Annotated in this window: 23 protein-coding genes; 10 read left to right on the forward strand and 13 right to left on the reverse strand. The window is 66.7% G+C overall.

What is annotated here, in order from left to right; translation table 11 throughout:
• Nucleotides 1-122: 122 nt before the first annotated feature.
• The 4 genes from ACFQ9R_RS27230 to ACFQ9R_RS27245 form a co-directional block, all read right to left on the reverse strand.
• Complete coding sequence (locus tag ACFQ9R_RS27230) at nt 123-1,817, reverse strand: ABC transporter ATP-binding protein (protein ID WP_378994303.1); 1,695 nt, start codon at nt 1,815-1,817, stop codon at nt 123-125.
• A complete protein-coding gene (locus ACFQ9R_RS27235) occupies nt 1,814-2,743 on the reverse strand; it encodes an ABC transporter permease (RefSeq protein ID WP_378994305.1) in 930 nt (309 codons plus the stop codon). The genes ACFQ9R_RS27230 and ACFQ9R_RS27235 overlap by 4 nt, the downstream gene beginning before the upstream one ends.
• The gene (locus ACFQ9R_RS27240; RefSeq protein ID WP_378994308.1) at nt 2,736-3,662 is read right to left on the reverse strand and encodes an ABC transporter permease; all 927 of its coding nucleotides are present in this window, start codon (nt 3,660-3,662) and stop codon (nt 2,736-2,738) included. Before ACFQ9R_RS27240 ends, ACFQ9R_RS27235 begins: the two co-directional genes overlap by 8 nt.
• Nucleotides 3,663-3,725: 63 nt before the next feature.
• Complete coding sequence (locus tag ACFQ9R_RS27245; protein WP_378994310.1) at nt 3,726-5,324, reverse strand: ABC transporter substrate-binding protein; 1,599 nt, start codon at nt 5,322-5,324, stop codon at nt 3,726-3,728.
• Between the two features lie 388 nt (nt 5,325-5,712).
• Here ACFQ9R_RS27245 and acs point away from each other — a divergent pair, with 388 nt between their 5' ends.
• The 4 genes from acs (at nt 5,713) to ACFQ9R_RS27265 (ending at nt 10,632) form a co-directional block, all read left to right on the forward strand.
• Entirely contained in the window at nt 5,713-7,671 is a 1,959-nt protein-coding gene (gene acs, locus ACFQ9R_RS27250; protein ID WP_378994312.1) for an acetate--CoA ligase, read from the forward strand.
• Between the two features lie 147 nt (nt 7,672-7,818).
• On the forward strand, nt 7,819-9,048 hold the full coding sequence (nhaA, locus tag ACFQ9R_RS27255) for a Na+/H+ antiporter NhaA (RefSeq protein ID WP_378994314.1): 1,230 nt from the start codon (nt 7,819-7,821) through the stop codon (nt 9,046-9,048).
• A complete protein-coding gene (locus ACFQ9R_RS27260) occupies nt 9,045-9,572 on the forward strand; it encodes a phage holin family protein (RefSeq protein WP_378638743.1) in 528 nt (175 codons plus the stop codon). The genes nhaA and ACFQ9R_RS27260 overlap by 4 nt, the downstream gene beginning before the upstream one ends.
• Nucleotides 9,573-9,627: 55 nt before the next feature.
• Complete coding sequence (locus ACFQ9R_RS27265; RefSeq protein WP_378994316.1) at nt 9,628-10,632, forward strand: alpha/beta fold hydrolase; 1,005 nt, start codon at nt 9,628-9,630, stop codon at nt 10,630-10,632.
• Nucleotides 10,633-10,668: 36 nt separating this feature from the next.
• Here ACFQ9R_RS27265 and ACFQ9R_RS27270 read toward each other — a convergent pair whose 3' ends face one another.
• From ACFQ9R_RS27270 to nth, 4 genes are read right to left on the reverse strand one after another with little or no spacing between them, the layout of a single operon-like run.
• Entirely contained in the window at nt 10,669-11,862 is a 1,194-nt protein-coding gene (locus ACFQ9R_RS27270; protein ID WP_378638738.1) for a MarP family serine protease, read from the reverse strand.
• On the reverse strand, nt 11,859-12,587 hold the full coding sequence (locus ACFQ9R_RS27275; protein WP_378638735.1) for an NUDIX hydrolase: 729 nt from the start codon (nt 12,585-12,587) through the stop codon (nt 11,859-11,861). The genes ACFQ9R_RS27270 and ACFQ9R_RS27275 overlap by 4 nt, the downstream gene beginning before the upstream one ends.
• A gap of 40 nt (nt 12,588-12,627) precedes the next feature.
• On the reverse strand, nt 12,628-13,272 hold the full coding sequence (locus tag ACFQ9R_RS27280) for a TlpA family protein disulfide reductase (RefSeq protein ID WP_378994318.1): 645 nt from the start codon (nt 13,270-13,272) through the stop codon (nt 12,628-12,630).
• Nucleotides 13,269-14,027 (reverse strand): endonuclease III, encoded by a 759-nt coding sequence (nth, locus tag ACFQ9R_RS27285; RefSeq protein WP_378994498.1) that lies wholly within the window; start codon nt 14,025-14,027, stop codon nt 13,269-13,271. Before nth ends, ACFQ9R_RS27280 begins: the two co-directional genes overlap by 4 nt.
• A gap of 167 nt (nt 14,028-14,194) precedes the next feature.
• Here nth and ACFQ9R_RS27290 point away from each other — a divergent pair, with 167 nt between their 5' ends.
• Both ACFQ9R_RS27290 and ACFQ9R_RS27295 read left to right on the forward strand, forming a co-directional pair.
• Nucleotides 14,195-14,437: a hypothetical protein gene (locus ACFQ9R_RS27290; RefSeq protein WP_056821920.1), complete on the forward strand. Its 243-nt coding sequence runs from the start codon at nt 14,195-14,197 to the stop codon at nt 14,435-14,437.
• A 134-nt stretch (nt 14,438-14,571) separates the two neighbouring features.
• The gene (locus tag ACFQ9R_RS27295) at nt 14,572-15,246 is read left to right on the forward strand and encodes a Crp/Fnr family transcriptional regulator (protein ID WP_040703546.1); all 675 of its coding nucleotides are present in this window, start codon (nt 14,572-14,574) and stop codon (nt 15,244-15,246) included.
• 170 nt (nt 15,247-15,416) lie between these two features.
• Here ACFQ9R_RS27295 and ACFQ9R_RS27300 read toward each other — a convergent pair whose 3' ends face one another.
• From ACFQ9R_RS27300 to ACFQ9R_RS27310, 3 genes are read right to left on the reverse strand one after another with little or no spacing between them, the layout of a single operon-like run.
• Nucleotides 15,417-16,211, reverse strand: a complete 795-nt coding sequence (locus ACFQ9R_RS27300; protein WP_378994320.1) for an MBL fold metallo-hydrolase — start codon at nt 16,209-16,211, stop codon at nt 15,417-15,419.
• 9 nt (nt 16,212-16,220) lie between these two features.
• The gene (locus ACFQ9R_RS27305) at nt 16,221-16,682 is read right to left on the reverse strand and encodes a RidA family protein (RefSeq protein ID WP_211300352.1); all 462 of its coding nucleotides are present in this window, start codon (nt 16,680-16,682) and stop codon (nt 16,221-16,223) included.
• Nucleotides 16,683-16,684: 2 nt separating this feature from the next.
• Nucleotides 16,685-16,846, reverse strand: a complete 162-nt coding sequence (locus ACFQ9R_RS27310) for a DUF4177 domain-containing protein (RefSeq protein WP_101464811.1) — start codon at nt 16,844-16,846, stop codon at nt 16,685-16,687.
• 59 nt (nt 16,847-16,905) lie between these two features.
• Here ACFQ9R_RS27310 and ACFQ9R_RS27315 point away from each other — a divergent pair, with 59 nt between their 5' ends.
• Both ACFQ9R_RS27315 and ACFQ9R_RS27320 read left to right on the forward strand, forming a co-directional pair.
• On the forward strand, nt 16,906-17,943 hold the full coding sequence (locus ACFQ9R_RS27315; RefSeq protein ID WP_378994322.1) for an ArsA family ATPase: 1,038 nt from the start codon (nt 16,906-16,908) through the stop codon (nt 17,941-17,943).
• Entirely contained in the window at nt 17,940-19,073 is a 1,134-nt protein-coding gene (locus ACFQ9R_RS27320; RefSeq protein WP_378994324.1) for an ArsA family ATPase, read from the forward strand. The genes ACFQ9R_RS27315 and ACFQ9R_RS27320 overlap by 4 nt, the downstream gene beginning before the upstream one ends.
• A 113-nt stretch (nt 19,074-19,186) precedes the next feature.
• Here the strand turns inward: ACFQ9R_RS27320 and ACFQ9R_RS27325 are convergent, their stop codons facing one another.
• Nucleotides 19,187-19,510, reverse strand: coding sequence for a WhiB family transcriptional regulator (locus tag ACFQ9R_RS27325; protein WP_056821932.1), 324 nt, complete (start codon nt 19,508-19,510; stop codon nt 19,187-19,189).
• 372 nt (nt 19,511-19,882) lie between these two features.
• Between ACFQ9R_RS27325 and ACFQ9R_RS27330 the strand changes: the two genes are divergently transcribed.
• Complete coding sequence (locus ACFQ9R_RS27330; protein WP_378994326.1) at nt 19,883-22,261, forward strand: penicillin-binding protein; 2,379 nt, start codon at nt 19,883-19,885, stop codon at nt 22,259-22,261.
• Between the two features lie 50 nt (nt 22,262-22,311).
• Here ACFQ9R_RS27330 and ACFQ9R_RS27335 read toward each other — a convergent pair whose 3' ends face one another.
• On the reverse strand, nt 22,312-22,776 hold the full coding sequence (locus ACFQ9R_RS27335) for a GatB/YqeY domain-containing protein (protein ID WP_378994328.1): 465 nt from the start codon (nt 22,774-22,776) through the stop codon (nt 22,312-22,314).
• A gap of 122 nt (nt 22,777-22,898) precedes the next feature.
• On the opposite strand from ACFQ9R_RS27335, the gene ACFQ9R_RS27340 reads away from it, so the two are divergent.
• A complete protein-coding gene (locus ACFQ9R_RS27340) occupies nt 22,899-23,861 on the forward strand; it encodes a metallophosphoesterase (protein WP_101464816.1) in 963 nt (320 codons plus the stop codon).
• Nucleotides 23,862-23,874 lie beyond the last annotated feature (13 nt).

Raw genomic sequence — 23,874 nt, forward strand, 5'->3', positions numbered from 1 at the left:
CAGCATCGATTCGATCCACCGGCGTCTCCAACCCCGCGATCCACACCGCACCACCTCGGACGAATCCACGCTACGCCGATGAGCCGGGCTCTCGAAGGGTTTCGGGAGCCCGGCCGGCACCCTTACCCCGTGAGCAGCTCGCGACCAGGAATCGCCTCGAGCAATGCCCGTGTGTACTCCTCGCGCGCAGATGCGAACACCTCGTCCGTTGTGGCCGCCTCCACCACCTTCCCCTCGCGCATGACCAACACGTTGTCCGCGATCTGCCGAACAACCGCCAGGTCGTGAGTGATGAACAAATACGTCAGCCCCAGTTCGGCCTGGAGGTCGTTGAGCAAGGTGAGGATCTGAGCCTGGACCAGGACGTCCAGCGCCGAGACCGCCTCGTCGCAGACCACCATCTCGGGCGAGAGGGCCAGCGCGCGGGCGATCGCCACCCGCTGACGTTGCCCGCCCGACAACTCGTTGGGATAGCGCCGCAGCACCGACGCAGGCAGCGACACCTTGTCGAGCAGGTCACGCACCACCGCTTCGCGCTCGGCGGGAGTACCGATCTTGTGCACCCGCAGCGGTTCCTCGATCGTGCGGAAGATCGAGTACATCGGATCGAGCGAGCCGTAGGGATTCTGGAAGATCGGCTGCACCCGCCGCCGGAAGGCGAACGCGCCCTTGCTGTCGAGCTTCGCGACGTCCTTGCCGTCGAACTCCACGGTGCCCGACGTCGGTTCGAGCAGGCCGAGCACCATCTGCGCGATGGTCGACTTGCCGGATCCCGACTCACCGACGATCGCGGTGGTGGTGCCGCGACAGACCGTGAAACTCACCTCGTCGACGGCCACCAAGTCCGTGGACAGCCACGGCCGCTTGCCCCGAATCTTGAACGCCTTGGACAGGTTTCGCACATCGAGCACGGTGTCGGGCACTGCGTCGGATGCCTTCTCGGCGACAGCCACTTCGACAGCCTGCGCGCGCACTTCGGCCCGCTGCCGCGACGACGACATCCGCGATGCCGCCAGCGACGGCGCCGAGTTCACCAGCTTCTTGGTGTACGCATGCTGCGGATCGCGCAGAATCTGCAGTGCGGGGCCGGATTCCACCACCTTGCCGCGATACATCACCACCAGGTGCTCGGCCCGTTCCGCGGCGAGGCCGAGGTCGTGGGTGATCAGCAGCACCGCGGTCCCCAGCTCGGTGGTGAGCTGTTCGAGATGGCCGAGGATCTGGCGTTGCACCGTGACGTCGAGCGCCGAGGTCGGCTCGTCGGCGATCAGCAGTTTCGGCCTGCACGACAGGCCGATCGCGATGAGCGCGCGCTGGCGCATACCACCGGAGAACTCGTGCGGGTACTGGTTCACGCGGCGTTCGGCATCGGACATACCCGCCTCGGCCAGCAGTTCCACCGCGCGTTCGCGGGCCGCGGCGCCGGTGGCGATACCGTTGGCCACCAGGGTTTCCCGGATCTGGAAGCCGATCTTCCACACCGGGTTCAGGTTCGACATCGGGTCCTGTGGAACCAGGCCGATGCCGTTGCCGCGGATGGCGACGATCTCCTTCTCCGACGCTTTCGTCAGGTCCTTGCCGTCGAACAGGATCGAACCGCCGGTGACCCTGCCGGTGCCGGGCAGCAGGTTGATGATGGCGTGCGCGGTGGTGGACTTGCCCGAGCCGGATTCGCCGACGATGGCGACGGTTTGCCCGGGGTAGACGGTGAGGCTCACGCCGCGGACGGCGGGGATCTCCTTGCCGTCGGAGGTGAAACCGACGTCCAGGTCCCGGATTTCGAGCAGGGGCTCGGGCGCGGATTTGTCGAGGCTCATCGGGTGCGCTCCTTCGGATCGAGCGCGTCGCGCACCGCGTCGCCGAGCATGATGAAGCTCAGCACGGTGATGGCCAGCGCGGTCGCCGGATAGAACAGGATCGGCGAGGTACGGATCTCGGTCTTGGCGCGGTCGATATCGGCGCCCCAGGACACGATGCTCGGCGGCAGACCGACGCCGAGATAGGACAGCGTCGCCTCGGTGACGATGAAGACGCCGAGCCAGATGGTGGCGACCACGATCAGCGGACTCGCCGAGTTGGGCAGCACGTGTTTCATCAGCGTGCCCAGACGCGACACGCCCAGCGCCTTCGCGGCGGTGACATATTCGCTGTTCTTGGCCTCGATCACCGCGCCACGCGTGATGCGCGCGGCCTGCGGCCAGGTGAAGGCCACCAGGATCGCGACGACCGTCATGATCCCCGCGGGCCGCAGCAGCTGCAGCAGCACGATCGCGGCCAGCACCATCGGAATGGCGTAGAAGATCTCGGCGATGCGCGAGACGATCGTGTCGAGCAGCCCACCGTAGAAACCGGAAATCGCGCCGAGGATGCCACCTACCAGCAGGAACAGCATCGCCGATGCGATGCCGACGCTCACCGACGCACGCGCGCCGTAGACGGTGCGGGCGTAGACATCACAACCCTGCTTGTCGAAGCCGAACGGATGACCCTCGCGCGGGCCGTCCATGCCGAACTCCCCCAGGCACAACCGCGGGTCCTGGCTGGTGAACAGCGACGGCCACACCACCACGAGCATGACGAACACGATCAACACCACCGAGACCAGGAACACGGGGTTTCGGCGCAGTCGCCGCCACGCGTCGCCCCAGATGCTGGTCGGGGTGCCCTGGTCCAGGACACGGTCGGTGGCGAGCACCTCCACCTCGTCGGCGGGGGCCACGAAATGCTGTTGCTTGTCATGCATAGCGGATCCTCGGGTCCAGTGCGGCGTAGAGCAGGTCGATCACGAGGTTGACGATCAGGAACACCACCACCAGCACCGTCACGAACGACACCACCGTAGGTGGCTCGCCGCGGATGATCGCCTGGTACATGGTGCCGCCGACGCCGGGAATGTTGAAGATGCCCTCGGTGACGATCGCACCCGCCATCAACGCGCCGAAATCGGCACCGAGAAAGGTGACGACCGGGATCATCGAATTCCGCAGAATGTGCACGCTCACCACGCGTCGGCGCCCGAGCCCTTTGGCCGTCGCCGTGCGAACGAAGTCGGCGGATTTGTTCTCCGCCACCGAGTTTCGGGTCAGCCGCAGTACATAGGCGAACGACAGCGAGCCGAGCACGAACGCGGGAACGATCAACTCGCTCAGGCTCGCTTTACCCGTGACAGTAACCGGGGCGATCCCCCATTTCACACCCAGAAAGAATTGCGCGAGATAACCGACGACAAACACCGGCAGCGCGATGATCACCAGGCTCGCGATGAGCATGGTCGAATCGAAGAGCTTGCCCTTTCGCAACCCGGCGATCATGCCGAACAAAATGCCGAAAAGACCTTCGATGAACACGGCGAGAAACGCCAGCCTGATGGTGATCGGGAAGGCGCGTTCGAGTTCTTCGCGGACCGGTCTGCCCGAGAACGAGGTGCCGAAATCTAAAGTCAGAATTCCCTTCAAATAATGCAGGTACTGCACGATGAAAGGCTGATCGAGGTGATACCGGGCGCGCAGTACCGCCTCGGCGGCCGGCGTCAGCTGTTTCTCGCCGGCCAGCGCCTTGATCGGGTCACCCGGAATCAGAAAGACCATTGCATAGATGAGCAGCGTCGCGCCCAGGAATACCGGGATCATCTGGAGCAGACGCCGAACTACGTACCAAGCCATCGTTTCCTCCGAAAACGACCGGGGCCGAGCCACTTCGCAGTGGCCCGGCCCAGCTGTCGAGTTCTATTTCTCGATGTTCTCGAAGTCGAACAGGCCGTTCCAGGTGAGCTCGGCCTTGGTGACCTTGTCCGAGCGGCCCGCGTTGGCGACGTAGTCGAACACTGGGATGTCCGCCATCTCCTTGATCATGATCGCCTGCGCTTGCGCGATCAGCTTGTAGGAATCCGCCTGTGTCGGGGCGGCGAGGGCGGCGTTGAACAGCCGGTCCACCTCGGGATTGTTGTAGTTGACGTTGTTGGTCTCGGAGAAGCTGTAGTACTGCGAACTGAGGAACTGCATCATCGTGGGGTAGTCGCCCTGCCAGCCATAGCGGAACGCGGTACCGATCGTCTTGGCGTTCACCGCGTCGCGAATGTTCTTGAACGTCGGCATCGGGTTGGCGACCGCGTCGATACCGAGGGTGTTCTTCACGCTGTTGGCGACAGCTTCGATCCAGGCCTGGTGGCCGCCGTCGCTGTTGTAGGTGATCTGGTACTGACCCGACCACGGCGACATCGCGTCGGCCTGCGCCCACAGTTTCTTGGCCTGGTCGGGGTTGTAATCGAACACTTCCGCACCCGGCAGGTTCGCGTCGTAGCCGGGCAGGGTCGCGGCGGTGAAGTCGCGCGACGGCGTGCGCGTGCCGTTGAAGATCTTGTCGATGATCTGCGGGCGGTTGATCGCCATCGAGATGGCCTTGCGACGCAGAATGCCTTCCTCGCCACCGAAATGCGGCACGGTGGTCTGGATGCCGATGTGCTGGTTCTGCGCGGTCGGCTTGGTGATGGCACGGTCGCCGAGATCGCTCTCGTACGTGGTGATCGCGCTGTCGGGAATGGTGTCGAGTGTGTCGAGATTTCCGGCCTGCAGATCCGCGTACGCGGTGTCGTAGGACTGGTACATCACGAATCGCAGGCCCTTGTTCATGGCCGGGCGGCCACCGGGATAGTCCGGGTTGGGCGTGAGATCGATCTTCACGTTGTGTTCCCACGAACCGAACGCGTAGGGACCGTTGCCGATCGGCTTCTCACCGAACGCCTTCATATCCTTGAAAGCGGCATCGGGCAGCGGATAGAACGGCGCGTAGCCGAGCGCGCTCTCGAAGTCGATCGAGGGCGACTTCAACTCGACGGTGAAGGTTCGGTCGTCGACAACCTTCAAGCCCGACATCGTCTTGACGGTGGGATTCTCGGCACTCACCTCGTCGAACCCGGCAATCGGGCTGTACACGTAGCTCTGCAGCTGCGCGTTGTCGGCGAGTGCGCCGTAGTTCCACGCGTCGACGAACGATTTCGCGGTGACCGTGGTGCCGTCGGTGAACTTCCAATTCGGCTTGATAGTGATCTTGTACGACTTCCGATCAGCCGTCTCGATCTTCTCGGCCACCTCGTCGTGGGCCTCACCGCTGGCGTCGTAGTACTTCAGCCCGGCGAACAAACGGTCGACGACGCGGCCGCCCATGTTCTCGTTGGTATTGCTGGGCACCAACGGATTCTGCGGCTCGCCCGCATTGGTGGTGACGATGCTCGAATCAGCACTGTCGTCGGACGAGCACGCGGTGAGACCGAGGCTTGTGGCCGCCAGTCCCGCCGCGACCAGCGCGGTCGCTCTGATGAATCTCAACGCTCTCTCCCGGTTCAATTCCGTGGCTAACGGTCGGAGGTTAGCGGCTCCGGCTGGATTTTTCAGCGATCCGAGCCATTTTCAGTTCACATGTATCAGTACGGTTACTCGCTGGAAACGCAGGAAAAATTGCCGAGCCCCTCGCTCTCGGCAGAAAAATATGAACAAATATCGGGAACGCTCAGCTGAACCGTTGAGTAAAAACGATAGCTCGCGACCGTCCGGTCTGTCCGGCGAAGTCATCGGATGAACTAGCCCTATTGACCGCCGCGAAACATCGTCACGACAACGGGACACGCCGTCGCGGGTCAGTTGGCTACTGTCTAGACAGCCGGGCCGCACCCCGGCGACCGACCCGACCGCACCAGGCATGTGAGGCTGAACCGACGTGACCGAAACTGCTGCAGGACACCAGGACTCGTTTCCGCCCAGTGCGGAATTCGCCGCCGCCGCCAATGCGGACGCCACGCTCTACGACCGTGGCGAGACCGACCGCGACGGCTTCTGGGCCGAACAAGCCAACCGGCTGCACTGGCACAAACCCTTCACCGAAGTACTCGACTGGACCGACGCGCCGGTCGCGCGCTGGTTCGGCGACGGCGAGCTCAACGTCGCCTACAACTGCGTCGACCGCCACGTCATCGACGGACACGGCGATCAGGTCGCTATCCACTGGGAAGGCGAACCCGGCGACTCGCGCGACATCACCTACCGCGAACTGCTGGAGGAGGTCTCGCGAGCGGCGAACTATCTGACCGAGCTCGGACTGGAGGCAGGCGATCGCGTCGCGATCTACATGCCGATGGTGCCCGAGGCGATCGTGTCGATGCTGGCGTGCGCGCGGCTGGGACTCACGCACTCGGTGGTGTTCGCGGGCTTCTCGCCGAGCGCGCTGCGCCAGCGGGTCGACGACGCCGAGGCCCGACTGATCATCACCACCGACGGACAGTGGCGGCGCGGCAAGCCCGCACCGCTCAAGGAGGCCGTCGACGAGGCGCTGGCCGCCAAGGGCGACGTGCCGTCGTCGGTGGAGCACGTGCTCGTGGTGCGCCGGGTCGGCACGGAGGTGCCGTGGACCGACGGTCGCGATCTGTGGTGGCACGAAACCGTCGCCGCCGCTTCACCTTCCCACGATGCGCAGCCCTTCCCCGCCGAACACCCGCTGTTCATCCTCTACACCTCCGGCACCACCGGAAAACCCAAGGGCATCCTGCACACCACCGGCGGATACCTCACCCAAACCGCCTACACCCACCACAACGTCTTCGACCACAAAGCCGGAGACGACGTCTACTGGTGCACCGCCGACATCGGCTGGGTCACCGGACACAGCTACATCGTCTACGGCCCCCTCGCCAACCGCGCCACCCAGGTCGTCTACGAAGGCACCCCCAACTCCCCCGACGAACACCGCCACTTCCAGATCATCGAGAAGTACGGCGTCACCATCTACTACACCGCACCCACCCTGATCCGCACCTTCATGAAATGGGGTCGGGAGATCCCCGACGCCCACGACCTGAGCACCCTGCGACTGCTCGGCTCCGTCGGCGAACCCATCAACCCCGAAGCCTGGCGCTGGTACCGGGAAGTCTTCGGCGCGAACAAGACTCCCATCGTCGACACCTGGTGGCAGACCGAGACCGGCGCCATCATGATCGCGCCACTGCCCGGCGTCACCGCGGCCAAACCGGGCGCCGCGATGGGCCCGCTGCCCGGCATCTCCGCGACGGTCGTCGACGAAGAGGGCAAACCGGTGCAACTCGGCGAAACCGAGGCCAACGGGTACCTCGTGCTGGACAAGCCGTGGCCGTCGATGCTGCGCGGCATCTGGGGCGATATGGATCGCTACCGCGCCACCTACTGGGAGCGCTACGCCGAGCAGGGATGGTACTTCGCGGGCGACGGGGCCAAGCTCGACGCCGACGGCGACCTGTGGGTGCTCGGCCGGGTCGACGACGTCATGAACGTCTCCGGACACCGCATCTCCACCGCCGAGGTCGAGTCCGCGCTGGTGGGGCATCCAGCCGTCGCCGAAGCGGCGGTGGTCGGCGCCACCGACGCGACCACCGGGCAGGGGATCGTCGCGTTCACGATCCTCACCGGCGAGGCCGCGGCATCGGCCGGGCCCGAACTGGTCGCCGAGCTGAAGGCGCAGGTGTCCAAGGAGATCAGCCCGATCGCGCGGCCACGCGAAATCCACATCGTGCCGGAACTGCCCAAGACCCGCAGCGGCAAGATCATGCGCAGGCTGCTGCGCGATGTCGCCGAAGGGCGCGAGCTCGGCGACACCTCCACGCTGGTCGATCCGGGCGTTTTCGAGGCCATTCGCACCGGGAGCAACTGACGCGCACCGGCCGGTGACCTCAGATGTCACCGGCCGGGTCCGTTAGGATCGAGTAAAGGTGTGCCGGGAAGTCTGGTCGGCATGCGGTCGTGAATCCGAGTCGATGAGCGCCCGCAGTTCCGTCGACCTCTGCCGGAAGGCTTGCCCTTGATCACGCGCGTCCGCTCCGAGCTCACCCGCTATCTCCGCACCGAAACCGTCGGCGGTGCGCTGCTGCTCGTGGCCGCCGCGGTAGCCCTGATCTGGGTGAACTCGCCGTGGGGCGCGAGCTACCAGACGATGATCGACACCCACCTCGACATTCCCGCACTGCACCTCGACCTCACCCTGGCCGACTGGTCCAAGGACGGTCTGCTCGCGATCTTCTTCTTCGTGGCCGGGCTCGAGCTCAAACGCGAGTTCGCCGTCGGCGAGCTACGCGACCCGAAGCGGGCCGCGCTGCCGGTCGTCGCCGCGGTAGGCGGTGTGATCACCCCGGCCGTGATCGCGCTGGTGGTGGGCCACGGCGTACCCGGCATGGACAAGGGCTGGGCCATTCCCGTCGCCACCGATATCGCCTTCGCGCTCGCGATCCTGGCGATGACCGGTTCGCGGATCCCCACCAGTGCGCGGGTGTTCCTGCTGAGCCTGGCCGTGGTCGACGATCTGCTCGCCATCGTTCTCATCGCGGTGCTGTTCACCGCCTCGCTGTCGCTGCTGTGGCTGGCCGCCGCCTTCGCCTGCTGCGGAGTGTGGGCACTGGCCCAGAAGCTGCGCCTGCACACGCCGCTGTTCTATATTCCGGTCGCGCTCGTGTGCTGGTACGCGCTGCACGAGGCGGGCATCCATCCGACGCTGGCCGGCGTCGCACTCGGGTTGCTCACCAGGGTCCGCAAGGATCCCGGCGAGAAGATCGCGCCCGCGACGCACCTCGAGCATGTGGTGCAACCGATCTCGGCCGGCTTCTGCGTACCGGTGTTCGCGCTGTTCGCCTCCGGTGTGCCGCTCGACGGCGCGGTGTTCGGATCACTGTTCACCGACCGGCTCGCGCTGGCGATCATCCTCGGGCTCTTGCTCGGCAAAACCATCGGAATCTTCGGTGTGAGCTGGGTCGTTATCAAACTCGGCTGGGCGAAACGCCCAGCCGGACTGGAGTATCGCGACATGTTCGCCCTGTCGGTACTCGGCGCGATCGGGTTCACCGTTAGCCTTCTCGTGGCGGAACTCGCGCTCGCCGACGTCGGCGACGATGCCATCGATCTTGCCAAGGCCGCCGTTCTGGTGACCTCGATGGCAGCATCGCTGATCGGATCGGCGCTACTGTTGCGCCGAGGACGTGTGCACCAGGCGCGCCGCGATGCAGACCAGTTACCACAGGGAGAAGGGTCGACGAAGTGAGTTACACCCAAGGCGGAAATGACGGTCGGACGGTCACTTCGATCCCGTTGACCGACGCCAATCCGCCCGGATCGGCGAGCATCGGCAGCCTCGTGCGCGATGCCACCGAGCAGATGTCGACACTGGTGCGCGCCGAGGTGGCGCTGGCCAAGGCCGAGGTCACCGGTGAGATCAAGAAGGGCCTCACCGGCAGCGTCTTCTTCATCCTCGCGCTGACAGTGCTGCTGTTCAGCTCGTTCTTTTTCTTCTTCTTCCTCGCCGAGCTGCTCGACATGTGGCTGTGGCGCTGGGCCGCGTTCCTGATCGTGTTCCTGCTGATGGTGCTCACCACTGTCCTGCTGGCCTTGCTCGGCTGGCTCAAGGTACGGAAGGTGCGCGCGCCGGAGAAGACGATCGGTTCGCTCAAGCAGGCCGCCGAGGTGCTGCCCGCCGCGTTCACCCACCGCGACGCGGCCGACGCGCACGCGGCCATCGGATCCAGTGGTGCGGGCGCCACGTCGCTGGAGAAGTCGAGCAACCGATGACGCGCCGGGCGGGCCCGGTCGCAACAGCCGGACCCGCCCACTAGGCTCGATCGGCGTGTCGTCCAATTCATTCCCGGATCCCTCCAGCGTCCGTTTCGACGGACCGTGGACCCACCGGGACGTGCACGCCAACGGAATCCGCTTCCACGTCGTCGAAGCAGTTGTCGCCGAACCCGACGGTGCGGACCGCCCCGAGGCGCCCCTGGTGCTGCTGCTGCACGGTTTCGCCGATTTCTGGTGGTCGTGGCGGCATCAGCTGACCGCGCTGGCCGGCCACGGGTATCGCACTGTCGCCGTCGACCTGCGCGGCTACGGCGATACCGACAAACCACCGCGTGGCTACGACGGCTGGACCCTCGCAGGCGACATCGCTGGCCTGGTCCGGGCGCTCGGGCACACCGAGGCCACGCTCGTCGGCCACGCCGAAGGCGGACTGGTCTGCTGGGCCACCGCGGTGCTGCATCCGCGACTGGTCCGCTCGATCGCGCTGGTCAGCTCGCCGCATCCCGCCGCGCTCAAGAGCGCCGTGCTGCGCGATCCGGCCCAACGGGCGACCTGGCTGCCCGATTTCCTGCGGTATCAGCTGCCGCGCTATCCCGAAAACCTGCTCACCCGACGTGGTGGCGCCGAGGTGGAGCGCCTGCTGCACGATCGGGTCGGTGAATCCTGGTCGCGCAGTGCGGAATTCGTCGAGACCGCGTCGCGGATGCGGCATGCCATCCGGATACCGGGGGCCGCGCACAGTGCGCTGGAGTATCAGCGCTGGGCGTTTCGCAGTCAGTGGCGACCGGACGGTAAGCGGTTCATGGCCACGATGCGCACCCCGATCGACATCCCGGTGCTGATGCTGCGCGGCGAGCACGACTCGTATCTGCTCGACGCCACGTTCCGTCGCGGGGAGTCGTTATCACCCCATCGGACGCTGGTCTCGATTCCGCGTGCGGGGCACTACGCCCATCAGGAGAACCCCAGCAGGGTCAACGAGGCGCTGACCGCGCACTGGCGCGAGCAGAACGGTGTGAACGGGTCGCCGCCGCACGACGACTTGGTTTCGCCGTAGTTTCGGAGCGTCGGCGCGCTCGAGATGGGTCTGTGATCAGCTCAGTACGCAGGCGCCCGTGTTGACGGGGGTGCTGCTCGGGGCGGCTGCGGCCAGTTCGGACGCGACCTCGTGCAAGGTGAGGACGTAGCCGGTGTCGTCGTCGGTGACCGCCGCGCCGAAGACCACGCCGAGGAGCTGGCCCTCGGCGTCGACCAGCGGGCCGCCGGAGTTGCCCGCGCGGACCTGACCGCGCACCGTGTAGACCTCACGCTCGACGGTGCCGTCGCGGTGGATGGTCGGGCCGGTGAGGTCGAGGGTCTCGCGGACACGGGCCGCGCTGGCGGTGTACGGGCCGCCACCGGGGTAACCGAGCACGATCGCGCTCTCGCCCGAACTCGCGGGCTCAGGGGCCTGGGGCAGCACGGGGGCGGTCAGACCGGGGACGGCGAGGACCGCGATGTCCTTGGACGGGTCGAACAGGACCACGGTGGCGTCGAGCGCACCGCGCGCGGTGTCGACCGACACGGTGTTGGTGCCCGCCACGACGTGCGCGTTGGTCATCACGCGTTCCGGCGCGACGATGAAGCCGGAACCTTCGAGCGCCCGCTGGCAACTGGGTGCGGTGCCGCGGATGCGCAGCACGCTCTGCTGCAGCGACGCCGCAACCGGGCTGGCCAGCACCGAGGGATCCGGCGGTTCGACGGCGGCGATCGGCGCTCGGCCGAACGGGCCGATCACATCGGGCAAGCCCGACGTGTCGAGCAGCTTGGAGAATTCGTTGGGAACCTTGCGCAACCAGTCCGGCGCGACCGAATTGACGTCGGCGAGCACCTTCGACCCGTTGATCGCGGCGGCGACAGCGGGCTGGGACGCGGTGGCCAGCGGCAACGCGAGCAGCCAGGCCGCGACCAGCACGGTCACCGCCTGCAACACCGCACCGACAACACTGTCCACGCTGCGGGCGACCGGTTGGCGGATGCTGGTGCGCGCGGCCCGGCCGAGCACCATGCCCGCCACCTCACCGACGATCACCAGCAGCACGATCAGCAGGATGCCGCCGAGTACCCGGCTGCGACCCTCACTGAGGTGCTTGAGGATGTGCGGTGCGATCAGAATGCCCGCGACCGCGCCCAGCGCGACGCCGAAGAACGCCAGCGCCGACGCCACCGCGCCCTGCCGCCAGCCGGTGGACGCCGCGACCAGCGCGATCAGTACCACCGCGATGTCGAGCCATACCGAGGCGGTCACAGGGTCATTCCGACCGCAGCCAGCGAGCTCTCCAGGTCACGCACGTCGCCCCGATCCCAGTTTCGTTCCCAGCCAGCGGATTTGATGATGCCGGCGAGAATACCGCCGGTGAGTCCCCACACCAGCATGCCGTCGACCTGGAACGCGGGGCTCTGGTAGCCGAGACTGCCACGCACCATGAATCTGTGTGCCGGATCGAGCAATTCGGTGAGCGGCACACGCACGACACGCTCGGTTTCGCCCTGATCGACGACGCGGACCGCGCTGGGTGCTCGCCAGTAGCCGAGCACCGGGGTCACGTCGAATTTCGACGGCGGAACGAACAGTTTCGGCAGCAGCGCGAACGGCTGCACACCGGCCGGGTCGAGTCCGGTCTCCTCCGCGGCTTCGCGCAGGGCGGTGCCGACCGGGCCGTCGTCGCCGGGATCCTCGGCGCCGCCGGGGAACGCGATCTGGCCGCGGTGCTGGCGCATGGTCGAGGCACGCTGAGTGAGCAGGACGTCGGCGTCGGCGGGCAGGCCCCCTGGCACCGACTCATCGGCGTCGGGCGAGCCGCCGAACAGCACGAGAACAGCGGCCTGGCGTGGCCTGCCGGTGATCGACATGGCCCGGCGCAGGGCGCGGGAAGTAGCGAGCGTGTCGTCGGCGTCGGGGCCGCCGGATCTGATCGCGGTGCGCAACCACGAGGGAACGCCGGAATCGTCGAGCCTCGCTACATCGTTCACGCCATCGCCTTCGATCCACACGCCACTGTTACGTCCTCTGTCATACCGTGACCCCGAGCTTCGCGGATACCGTATCCGCGATGTCGGCCACGTCGGCAAACGTACGCACCTCCACGCTCGCGATGGTGCCGTCGGCCCGCACGAGCACCGAGACGGGCAGCACCGCGGGCGCACCGACCGCACTGCGCACGGCGGCCTGCGGATCCTCGACGCCGGGCAGGGTGATGCCGAGTCCGGTCAGCCGAGACAGTGCCTTCGCCTCGTCGGGATCGCTGTGCACGGTCATGACCGTGAGTGCCGAGCCCGCCCGCTGCGCGAACTCCTGTAGATGCGGCAACTCGGTGGCGCAGGGTCCACACCAGTAGGCCCACAGGTTGAGCAGCGCGGGCTTTCCGGCGAGCGCCGCGGCGAGATCGACGGGCGTGCCGTCCGCCAGACAGCTCACCTGGAGACCGGCCAGCGGCCCCGACGCGGACGCGGACGCGGGCGACGGGCAGGGTTGGGACCCCGCCGCCGCTCGTTCCTCGGCCGACACGCCCGATGTCTGTTGCGATGTCTGCGCAACGACGCCGGTGGTCTGCGAACCCTCACGCGGCCACAGCGCCACCGTGGCGGCGACCACCAGGATCACCGCGGCGAGCACCCAGCGCACAGCGGGCCGCCGTAGCAGCGAGGCTTCGCTCACAGGCCGACCATGTTCAGCAGGTGATCGCGCTCCGGGCCCTTCACCAACTCCGCGGCCACCGCCGGGTCGGTGGGGCCGAGCCCGAACGACGGGCAGTCGCCGGCGAGCATGCACGCGCCGCAGGCCGGCTTGCGCGCATGGCACACCCGACGCCCCTCGAAGATCACCCGGTGCGAGAGCATGGTCCAGTCCTTGCGCTCGAACAGCGCGCCGACCGCGTGCTCGACCTTGACCGGATCCTCCTCGTCGGTCCACTTCCAGCGACGCACCAACCGGCCGAAATGGGTGTCGACGGTGATACCGGGCACATCGAACGCGTTGCCGAGGATGACGTTGGCCGTCTTGCGCCCGATCCCGGGCAATTTCACCAATTCGTCCAGAGTGTGAGGCAATTCACCGTCGTATTTTTCGACCAGCGCCTGGCCGAGGCCGATCAGCGAACTGGTCTTGTTCCGGTAGAAGCCGGTGGGCCTGATGTATTCCTCCAGCTCCACCCGGTTGGCCTGCGCGTAGTCGTAGGCACTGCGGTACTTCGCGAACAGGGCGGGAGTGGTGAGGTTCACCCGGACGTCGGTGCACTGGGCGGACAGGATCGTCGCGACAGCCAGTTCCAGCGGAGTGGTGAAGTCGAGCTCGCAGTGCGCGTCGGGGAACGCCGCGGCGAGCGTGCGGTTCATCCGGCGGGCGCGCCGGACCAGTCCGATCCGCGTTTCCGCAGCTATCGCACGGTTCTTGCGTTTGCGAGCGGCCGAGATGCCGGTGGGTACGGCGGCCGAATCCGCTGCCGGATCGGCATCGCCGGCGGCGGCGGGGGCAGGGGAAACGGGCACCGCTTCACCATACGGAACCACTACGACAACATTGCCCGGCCAGTTTGCCCGCTGTGTTCCATCTGAGACCTGGACCGTGTTTACTGCCAGTCATGCAAGGACTCGCTGTGGTGCTCTTCCCAGTGCTGTTGATGCTGTTCGCGCTGGGGATGGAGCGGGTCGAGAATCGGCTCCGAAAGCTTCTCGAACCCGACGAAGAGGTTCAGCAGTACCTGGACAACGCCAGCAACGCCGAAGTGAAAGAGCTGACGAAGCTCGGCCTGCCCGCCGCCGTGGCGCGCGTGCGCAAGCGCCGTTCCCGTACCTCCGAATTGGATGTCGCACGGGCGAGCTAAACGATCGATTCTCAACGCGCAATCCACTCTTTACGTGGTGTCTGTCACTGCGGTGCCGGAATGCCGCGTAGACTGCGCGGTTGGTCGATTCGCTCGACCAGGTTCGCAAGCCATATCCCATAAGGAGCACATTCGTGGACGAGGCCCTCGCCAGAGCAGGCATCTTCCAAGGCGTCGAGCCCACCGCGGTGGCCGCGCTCGCCAAGCAGCTGCAGCCCGTAGATTTTCCGCGCGGCCACGTCATCTTCAACGAGGGCGAACCCGGCGATCGGCTGTACATCATCACGACGGGCAAGGTGAAGATCGGCCGGCGGTCCCCGGACGGCAGGGAGAACCTGCTGACCATCATGGGTCCGTCCGACATGTTCGGTGAACTGTCGATCTTCGACCCGGGCCCGCGTACCTCGACCGCAACCACGGTCACCGAGGTCCGCGCCGTGACGATGGACCGCGACGCACTCAAGTCGTGGATCGATCAGCGCCCTGAGATCGCTGAGCAGCTGCTGCGCGTGCTGGCACGACGCCTTCGCCGCACCAACAACAACCTCGCCGACCTGATCTTCACCGACGTGCCAGGTCGCGTCGCCAAGGCGCTGCTGCAACTCGCACAGCGCTTCGGCACCCAGGAAGCGGGCGCGCTGCGCGTGACCCACGACCTGACCCAGGAAGAGATCGCCCAGCTGGTCGGTGCTTCCCGGGAAACCGTCAACAAGGCGCTCGCCGACTTCGCTCATCGCGGATGGTTGCGCCTCGAGGGCAAGAGCGTGCTGATCTCGGATTCCGAGCGTCTGGCACGTCGCGCTCGCTGACGTTCGAACACCTGCCGTCCCGGTATGACGGGACCGTTGATGCGTGTGGGCTCACGAGGAGAGGGCCTCGTCCACACCACCGCGGTTTCGTTGTGCCGGGACATCGGCCGTTGTCCGCCGGACATCACTCGATCGCCGACACGGCAAGCGCGTCGGCGATCGACCGGTCTTCAGTTCTGTTCGGCCCGCAGGTATTCCAGCTGTGCCTGCACGGAACTGCGCGCGGCGGGCCACAGCCGTTTGTCCACGTCGGCGTACACCTTGCGGACCACCGCGAGAGCGCCCGCGCCGGGACCCAGTTCGACCAGCGCGGCCCGCACCTGGTCGAGCCGCTCACGCCGGTGGTCGAGGTAGTACTGCGCCACCGGCGCAGCATCGGGGTGGTCGGGCCCGTGCGCGGGCAGCAATGCCTTACCCGCGCCCAGCTCACGCAGCTTTTCCAGCGACGCGAGGAAGTTCGCCAGCGCGCCCGGCGCGGATTCGAGCACCGTGGTGCCGCGGCCGAGGACCGTGTCACCGGTGAGCACCGCGTCGTCGAGCAGCAGGCTCACCGAATCGGTGGTGTGTCCCGGCGTACCGAGCACCGTGATCCGCAGGCCGGCGGCCTCGATCACCTCGCCGTCCACCAGCGGCACGACCGCGCCACGCAGATACGCCGGGTCCACCGATCGCACCGGCGTCCCGGTGGCTTTCACCAGGTGATCGATGCCGCCGGTGTGATCGTGGTGGTGATGGGTGATCAGCGTCAACGCGATCCGGCCGCCGGTGGCCTCGACGATGTCGGCGGTGTGTTTCTTGTCCTTCGGTCCCGGATCGACGACCACGTAGGAATCGCTGTCCGGGCCACGCAGCAGCCAGGTGTTGGTGCCGTCGAGCGTCATTTGATTGGGGTTGTCGGCCAGTAGTACCGATGCCGTCGCAGTGACCGGCCTGACCTGGCTGTACGCGGGATGTTCCAGTGCCATGACGGCTGCCTATCCGACCTCGACGATCAATTCCACCTCGACGGGCGTGTTCTTGGGCAGTTCCGAGACGCCGACGGCCGAGCGCGCGTGCACGCCCGCCTCGCCGAACACCTCACCGAGGAACTCCGACGCACCGTTGATCACGATCGGCTGATCGCTGAATCCGGGCGCCGAGGCGACGAATCCGACGACCTTCACGATCCGCACCACCTGGTCGAGCCCGACCAGGTCGTGCACGGCCGCGAGCGCGTTCAACGCGCACAGCCGGGCGGCCTCCTTGGCCTGCTCCACATCCACCTCCGCCCCGACCTTGCCGACCGCCGACAATTCACCGTCGACGAAGGGCAGCTGGCCGGAGGTGTACACCAGCGAACCGGTGCGCACGGCGGGAATGTAGGCCGCGACAGGAGCGGCGACCGGCGGCAGCGTGACACCGAGCCGGTCGAGCGCGTCCTTCCACGCGGTGGCCACGGCTACTTCTGCCGCTTCAGGTAGGCGACGTGCTGTTCGCCGGTCGGTCCGGGCAGCACCGAGACCAGCTCCCAGCCGTCGGACCCCCACTGGTCGAGGATCTGCTTGGTCGCGTGCGTCAACAGCGGCACGGTCGCGTACTCCCACAGGGTGACTTCACTCATGGTGTGAGTTTAGGGCTCACCCCGAACGCCTGGGCGAAACGGGTTATAGGCTCGGCGGCGTGGGAGCACCAACAGCAGAGCCGGTTTCGTCGGTTCCCGAACCGTCGACCGGATGGCCACAGCGCGCGGCCAAGGCCCGCTTGCACTACGTGACCGGCAAGGGAGGCACCGGCAAGTCGACCGTTTCGGCCGCACTCGCACTCGCGCTCGCCGCAGGGGGACGCAAAGTGCTGCTGGTCGAGGTCGAGAGTCGCCAGTCCATCGCGCAGTTGTTCGATCGGCCACCGTTGCCGCCCACCGAGACCCATATCGCCAGCGCCGACGGCGGTGGCGAGGTGACGGCACTGGCTCTGGACATCGAGTACGCGTTCCTCGAGTACCTCGACATGTTCTACAACCTCGGCTTCGCGGGGCGGGCGATGCGCCGGATGGGCGCCATCGAGTTCGTCACCACGATCGCGCCCGGTCTGCGCGACGTGATCCTCACCGGCAAGATCAAAGAGTGTGTGGTCAGGGTCGGCAAGGACGGCAAACCCGCCTATGACGACATCGTCGTCGACGCGCCGCCGACCGGCCGGATCGCCGGCTTCCTCGATGTCACCACGGCCATGGCCGAGATCGCCAAGGGCGGTCCGATCGCCTCGCAGGCCGAGGGCGTGTCCAACCTGCTGCATTCCGATCAGACGATGATCCACCTGGTGACGCTGCTCGAGGCGCTGCCGGTGCAGGAGACCGCCGACGCGATCGCCGAGCTCACCGCCGACGATCTGCGGATCGGCACGGTGATCGTCAACCGGGCGGCCACCGCCGAACTCACCCCGGCTCAGCGCGACACGGCCGTGGCGGGCGAACTCGACACCGCCGCGGTCGCCGCCGACCTGGCGAAGGCAGGCATCACCCTGTCCGAATCGGACTTCGACGGCCTGATCGCCGAAACGGTCGACCATGCGATCGTGCTGACCGCGCAGAACGCGAGTGCCGCCGAACTGGCGCAGATCGACGTCCCCCAGCTGTCCCTGCCCGCCCTCGGCGACGGCATCGACCTGGGTGGCCTGTACGAACTGGCCGAACAGCTATCCGCGCAGGGAGTCCGATGAGCGAGCACGTTTCCACCCCGCCCGCGCTGGATGTCTCGCAGATCATCGCCGACCCGAGTGCCCGCGTGATCGTGTGCTGCGGGTCCGGCGGCGTCGGCAAGACCACCACCGCGGCCTCGATCGCGCTGCGAGCGGCCGAATCGGGTCGCAAGGTGGTGGTGCTGACCATCGATCCGGCGCGCAGGCTGGCGCAGTCGCTGGGCGTGGCCGAACTGGACAACACCCCGCAGCGCGTGGAGCTGGGTCCCGAGGTGCCCGGTGAACTGCACGCGATGATGCTGAACATGCGCCGCACCTTCGACGACATGGTGCTCGAGCACACCAGCGCGGACAAGGCCGAGCAGATCTTCGCCAACCCGATCTATCAGACGGTGGCGTCGTCGTTCGGCGGCACGCAGGAGTACATGGCGATGGAGAAGCTCGGCCAGCTGGCCGCGCGCAAGGAGTGGGACCTGATCGTGGTCGACACTCCCCCGTCTCGCAACGCGCTCGATTTCCTCGACGCGCCCAAGCGGCTCGGCACCTTCCTCAACGGCAAGATGATCCGGTTGATCATGGCGCCGGGACGCGGTGTCGGCCGGATCGTCACGGGGGCGATGAGCCTGGCGATGCGCGGGGTGTCGACGATTGTCGGCGGGCAGATGCTCAAGGATGCCTCGACGTTCCTGCAATCGCTGGAATCGCTGTTCGGTGGGTTCCAGGACCGGGCCGAGCGCACCTTCGCGATGCTGTCCAAGCCCGGTACCCACTTCCTGGTGGTCGCCGCGCCCGAGCCGGACGCGTTGCGCGAGGCGTCGTTCTTCGTCGACCGGCTGTCGACCGAGAAGATGCCGCTGGCCGGTCTGGTGCTGAACCGGACCCATCCCGCGTTGTCGGAGCTGTCGGGCGACCACGCGCTGACTGCCGCCGACCAGCTGGCTGATTCGAACCCGCTGACCGCGTCGGTGCTGCGCATCCACGCCGATCGGGTGTCGACGGCGGCGCGGGAGCGGCGGCTGCTGCACCGCTTCACCGGTGCGCACCCGCGGGTGAAGATCGTCTCGGTGACCGCGCTGCCCTTCGAGGTCTCGGATCTCGAAGCACTGCGCGCCGTCGGCGATCAGCTGACCGGTACCCCGGCTTCGGCCTGATCGATTCAGACAAATCCGCTATAGCTCACAATCCGGTAACACTCACCAACGGCGCCGATTCCGCAAACCACGCGGTCTCGGCGCCGTTTGTGATAACGGTCCGGTCTCGTCTGCTAGATAGCTACCTGGTGCTGACGCTGGGCGTTGAAGAATTCAGCCCACGACGTCACGTCGGGATGCTGTTTGAGCAGCGCACGCCGCTGCCGCTCGGTCATCCCGCCCCACACACCGAACTCGACGCGATTGTCGAGAGCGTCGGCACCACACTGCATCAGCACTGGGCAGTGACGGCAGATCGTTGCCGCCTTGCGCTGCGCCGCACCGCGAACGAACAGCTGATCAGGGTCCACTTCCTTGCATCGCGCCTGGGCAACCCAAGCGATCCTTGCCTCGGCCTGCTCTACATCCAGTCGAGCGATGGGGGTTGTGATGTGCATTTGATGTGCCCCTTTGCAGTCCGAACACCGTTGTGCGGCGCTCCAGAATCGCGAGCGCGGATCACAGCAACCCAACTACCGCTGCGTCCCGCACCACATTCCACTTTGAGTGTTAGCTCTATCACACTGGGTTCTCAATCTAGGTAAAGGTATGGCGGTTACGCAAGACCGCCCCCCGATTTTTTGGTACGGGCGTCCATTCAAATCGGGCCAGAACCGCGCAGTAGTGCTGATCACCGGCGTGGCCGGTCGCGACACGCCGATGTGATCATTTTGTTGACACGCCCGAGCAACCCCCCTGGCACCGCCCGGACATTCCCCGTCGAGCAGCACAGCCGTGAACCTCACCACCCCACCCTCTAGTCTGGGATCGTGCCGATCACTCAAACGCTCGCGAGGCTGGCCGGCAGCTGCGCGCTGGCCGCCGTGCTTGTCGCTGGGCTGTTGTTCCCCTTGGCCGGTGGATTCGGATTCATCTCCAACCGCGCCGCCGACGCCGTCGACAATGTCTCCGCCGAACTGGTGGAGGGCACGGTCCCCGCCGTGTCGACGATGGTCGACGCGAACGGGTCGCCGCTGGCGTGGCTCTACGAGCAACGCCGCTTCGAAGTACCGAGCGACAAGATCTCCAACAACATGAAGCTGGCGATCGTGTCCATCGAGGACAAGCGCTTCTCCGACCACAAGGGCGTGGACTGGCAGGGCACGCTGCGCGCGTTCCTCACCAACACCTCCTCCGGTGCCGTGCAGCAGGGCGCGTCGACCCTGGACCAGCAGTACGTGAAGAACTTCAACCTGCTCGTGGTCGCCAAGACCGACGCCGAACGCCGCGCCGCGATCGAGACGACACCGGCGCGCAAGCTGCGCGAGATCCGGATGGCGCTCACGCTGGACCGCGAACTGTCCAAGGACGAGATCCTCACCCGCTACCTGAACCTGGTGCCCTTCGGCAACGGTTCCTACGGCATCCAGGACGCCGCGCAGACCTACTTCGGTATCGACGCGTCCCAGCTCAGCATCACCCAGTCGGCGATGCTGGCGGGCATGGTGCAGTCCAGCTCCAAGCTGAACCCCTACACCAACGTGGCCGGCGTCACCGACCGCCGCAACACCGTGCTCGACACGCTGATCCAGAACATCCCGCACCGCGCCGAGGAGTTCCGCAAGGCCAAGGCCGAACCGCTCGGCGTGCTGCCCGAACCCAAGGGCCTGCCGCGCGGGTGCATCTCCGCCAACGACAAGGGCTTCTTCTGCGACTACGCGCTGCAGTACCTGGCCGAGGCCGGGATCAGTCGCGAGCAGATCGACAAGGGCGGCTACCTGATCAAGACCACACTCGATCCGGTGCTGCAGGAATCGGTGAAGCGTTCGGTGAACGAGCAGGCCAACCCCGACCTCGACAACATCGCCGAGGTGATGTCGGTGGTCGCGCCCGGTCAGGATTCGCACCCCGTCCTCGCGATGGCGTCGAGCCGCACGTACGGCCTCAACCGCGACGCCAACGAGACGCTGCTGGGCCAGCCGTACTCGATGGCCGGTGACGGCGCGGGCTCGATCTTCAAGCTCTTCACCACCGCCGCCGCGATGGAGAAGGGCCTCGGCATCGCCGCCCAGGTGGACGTCCCCGGCACCTACGCCGCCAGGGGCATGGGCTACTCGAACTCGCCGGGCTGCCCGGCCGACTCGTGGTGTGTCAAGAACGCGGGCAACTACCCGGGGTCGATGTCGGTGACCGACGCGCTGGCGACCTCGCCCAACACCACCTTCGTGAAGATGATCCAGGACGTGGGCGTCTCGGCCGCGGTGGACATGGCCGTGCGCCTGGGCATGCGGTCCTACACCAACCCCGGCACCTCCGGGCACGGCAACTCGAGCCTGGCCGACCACATCAAGAACAACAACATGGGCTCGTTCACCCTCGGCCCGTTCGCGATCAACCCGCTCGAACTGACGAACGTGGCCGCCACGCTCGGCTCGGGCGGCAAGTGGTGCCCGCCCTCGCCGATCAAGGAGGTCGTCGACCGCAGCGGCAAGACCGTTCCGCTCACCCAGCAAGCCTGTGAGCAGGTGGTCGACCCGGGTCTGGCCAACACCCTCGCCAACGCGATGAGCAAGGACGACGTCAGCGGTACCGCCGCGGGCGCCGCGCGCGCGGCCGGGTGGTCGGCACCGATGTCGGGTAAGACGGGCACCACCGAGAGCCACCGCTCCTCGGCGTTCCTCGGCTTCACCAACGCGCTGGCTTCGTCGGTCTACGTCTACGGCGACAGCCCGACCCCCGGCGAGATCTGCTCGTTCCCGCTGCGCAACTGCGGCGCCAGCGATGCCTCCGGCCTGTTCGGTGGTAACGAACCGGCCCGCACCTGGTTCAACGCCATCAAGCCGTTGATGGACCGGTTCCCGCCGCCGGGCCTGCCGCCGGTGGACGACAAGTACGTCCGCGGCGCGAACAACTCCCAGGTCCCCGATGTGGCGGGCAAGTCGCAGGGCGAGGCCACCTCGATCCTGTCCGGCGCCGGCTTCCAGGTCTCCGCGGTGACGGGCGCCGGTTCGCAGGCCAAGGGCACGGTGATGGGCAGTTCGCCGAACGGCTCGGCCATTCCGGGCTCGGTGGTCACGATCTACATCAGTGACGGCACCGTCCGGGTGCCCGCGCCGACGACTCCCCCGCCCGCCGCGCCGGCACCGGTGATTCCGGGGCTGCCGCAGATTCCGCGCCTGCCACCGATCCCCATCCCGGTGCCGCGCTAGTCACACGACAAAGGCCGCCGTCCGATTCGGACGGCGGCCTTTGCTCGTTTCTACAGCCGGGCCTTGACCGCGGCGGAGAGCCGCGAACCGTCGGCCTTGCCGTCGGCCAGCGCGGTGGCCGCCTTCATGACCTGACCCATCTGCTTCATTCCCGGACGCTCACCGAGCTGCTCGGCCACCTCCGCGATCGCGGTGTCGGCGACCTGCGCGACCTCGGCGTCGTTGAGCTGGGTCGGCAGGTACTCCTCGATGATCTCTTCTTCGGCCCGCTCGTTCGCGGCCAGTTCACCGCGACCGTTCTGCTCGTAGATCACGGCCGCCTCGTTGCGCTTCTTCGCTTCCTTCTGCAAGAGCGACACGACATCGGCATCGGAGAGTTCGTGCGCCTCCGTACCGGAGACCTCGGAAGTCTGGATAGCGGCGAGCAGCATCCGCAGGGTCGCGAGACGCAGTTTGTCCTTGGCTTTCATCGCGGTGGTCATATCCGCGCGCAGCTTGGCTTTCAGTTCCGACATGCGGTTTACCGTAGTCGTTCGCTCAGTGGAGTCCCATCACATTTTCGTCGCAGCGAAAATTCCAGACCGTTTGTGCGGAAACACACGCGCCGATCCGGGAGGGGGTCGCCTATGCTGGGCAAATGCCCGTTATCTCGACGTCCGCTGTCCGCCGAACCGCGTTGGGAGCCGCCGGGGCCGCCGTCGCAGGCATCGGCTACGCCACGCTGATCGAACGGAACGCGTTCGTCCTGCGCGAAGCCACGATGCCGGTGCTCGCGCCCGGTTCGCCGACGTTGCGCATTCTGCACGTCAGTGACCTGCACATGATGCCGGGCCAGCAGCTCAAACAGCAGTGGCTGCGCGAACTCGACCGCCTCGAACCCGACCTGGTCGTGAATACCGGCGACAATCTTTCCCATCCCAAGGCCGTGCCCGCGGTGGTGCAATCCCTCGGTGCGCTACTGGCCCGACCCGGCTTGTTCGTGTTCGGTTCGAATGACTATTTCGCGCCGGTGCCGAAGAATCCGCTGAAGTATTTCAAGAAAGATCACCGTCGCGTCTACGGCGATCCGCTGCCGTGGAAGGACCTGCGCGCGGCATTCACCGAGCGCGGCTGGCTCGACCTGACCCACACCCGGCGCGACCTCGAAGTGGCGGGCATCCGCATCGCCAGTGCCGGCGTCGACGACCCGCACCTGCAGCGCGACCGCTACGACACCGTCGCGGGCGCACCGAACCAGCTGGCCCAGCTCAGCATCGGTGTCACGCATTCGCCCGAGCCGCGCGTGCTCGACCGCTTCGCCGAAGACGGCTACGACCTGGTGCTGGCCGGTCACACCCACGGTGGGCAGCTGGTCGTCCCCGGTTACGGCGCACTGGTCACCAACTGCGGTATCGACAAGTCCCGGGTGAAGGGTGCCTCGCAGTGGGGCGAGCACACCCAGCTGCACGTCTCGGCCGGCATCGGCACCTCACCGTGGGCGCCCTACCGCTTCTGCTGCCGCCCCGAGGCCACGCTGCTCACCTTGGTCGGCGCCCAGCCCAAGCGGCCGTCCGCCGACACCGGCTTCGGCATTTCGACCTCGGAGGCCGTCGCCCGCTAGGGTCTGGCTCCGA

The sequence above is a fragment of the Nocardia sp. NPDC056541 genome, from assembly GCF_042794235.1.
Classification (GTDB): Bacteria; Actinomycetota; Actinomycetes; order Mycobacteriales; family Mycobacteriaceae; genus Nocardia.

Excerpts from the sequence above, each read along its gene's own strand:
- ACFQ9R_RS27230 (WP_378994303.1), bottom strand. The coding sequence starts at position 1,817 with ATGAGCCTCGACAAATCCGCGCCCGAGCCCCTGCTCGAAATCCGGGAC.
- ACFQ9R_RS27235 (WP_378994305.1), bottom strand. The coding sequence starts at position 2,743 with ATGCATGACAAGCAACAGCATTTCGTGGCCCCCGCCGACGAGGTGGAG.
- ACFQ9R_RS27240 (WP_378994308.1), bottom strand. The coding sequence starts at position 3,662 with ATGGCTTGGTACGTAGTTCGGCGTCTGCTCCAGATGATCCCGGTATTC.
- ACFQ9R_RS27290 (WP_056821920.1), top strand. The coding sequence starts at position 14,195 with ATGCAAGGACTCGCTGTGGTGCTCTTCCCAGTGCTGTTGATGCTGTTC.
- ACFQ9R_RS27300 (WP_378994320.1), bottom strand. The coding sequence starts at position 16,211 with ATGGCACTGGAACATCCCGCGTACAGCCAGGTCAGGCCGGTCACTGCG.
- ACFQ9R_RS27310 (WP_101464811.1), bottom strand. The coding sequence starts at position 16,846 with ATGAGTGAAGTCACCCTGTGGGAGTACGCGACCGTGCCGCTGTTGACG.
- ACFQ9R_RS27320 (WP_378994324.1), top strand. The coding sequence starts at position 17,940 with ATGAGCGAGCACGTTTCCACCCCGCCCGCGCTGGATGTCTCGCAGATC.
- ACFQ9R_RS27325 (WP_056821932.1), bottom strand. The coding sequence starts at position 19,510 with ATGCACATCACAACCCCCATCGCTCGACTGGATGTAGAGCAGGCCGAG.
- ACFQ9R_RS27335 (WP_378994328.1), bottom strand. The coding sequence starts at position 22,776 with ATGTCGGAACTGAAAGCCAAGCTGCGCGCGGATATGACCACCGCGATG.
- ACFQ9R_RS27340 (WP_101464816.1), top strand. The coding sequence starts at position 22,899 with ATGCCCGTTATCTCGACGTCCGCTGTCCGCCGAACCGCGTTGGGAGCC.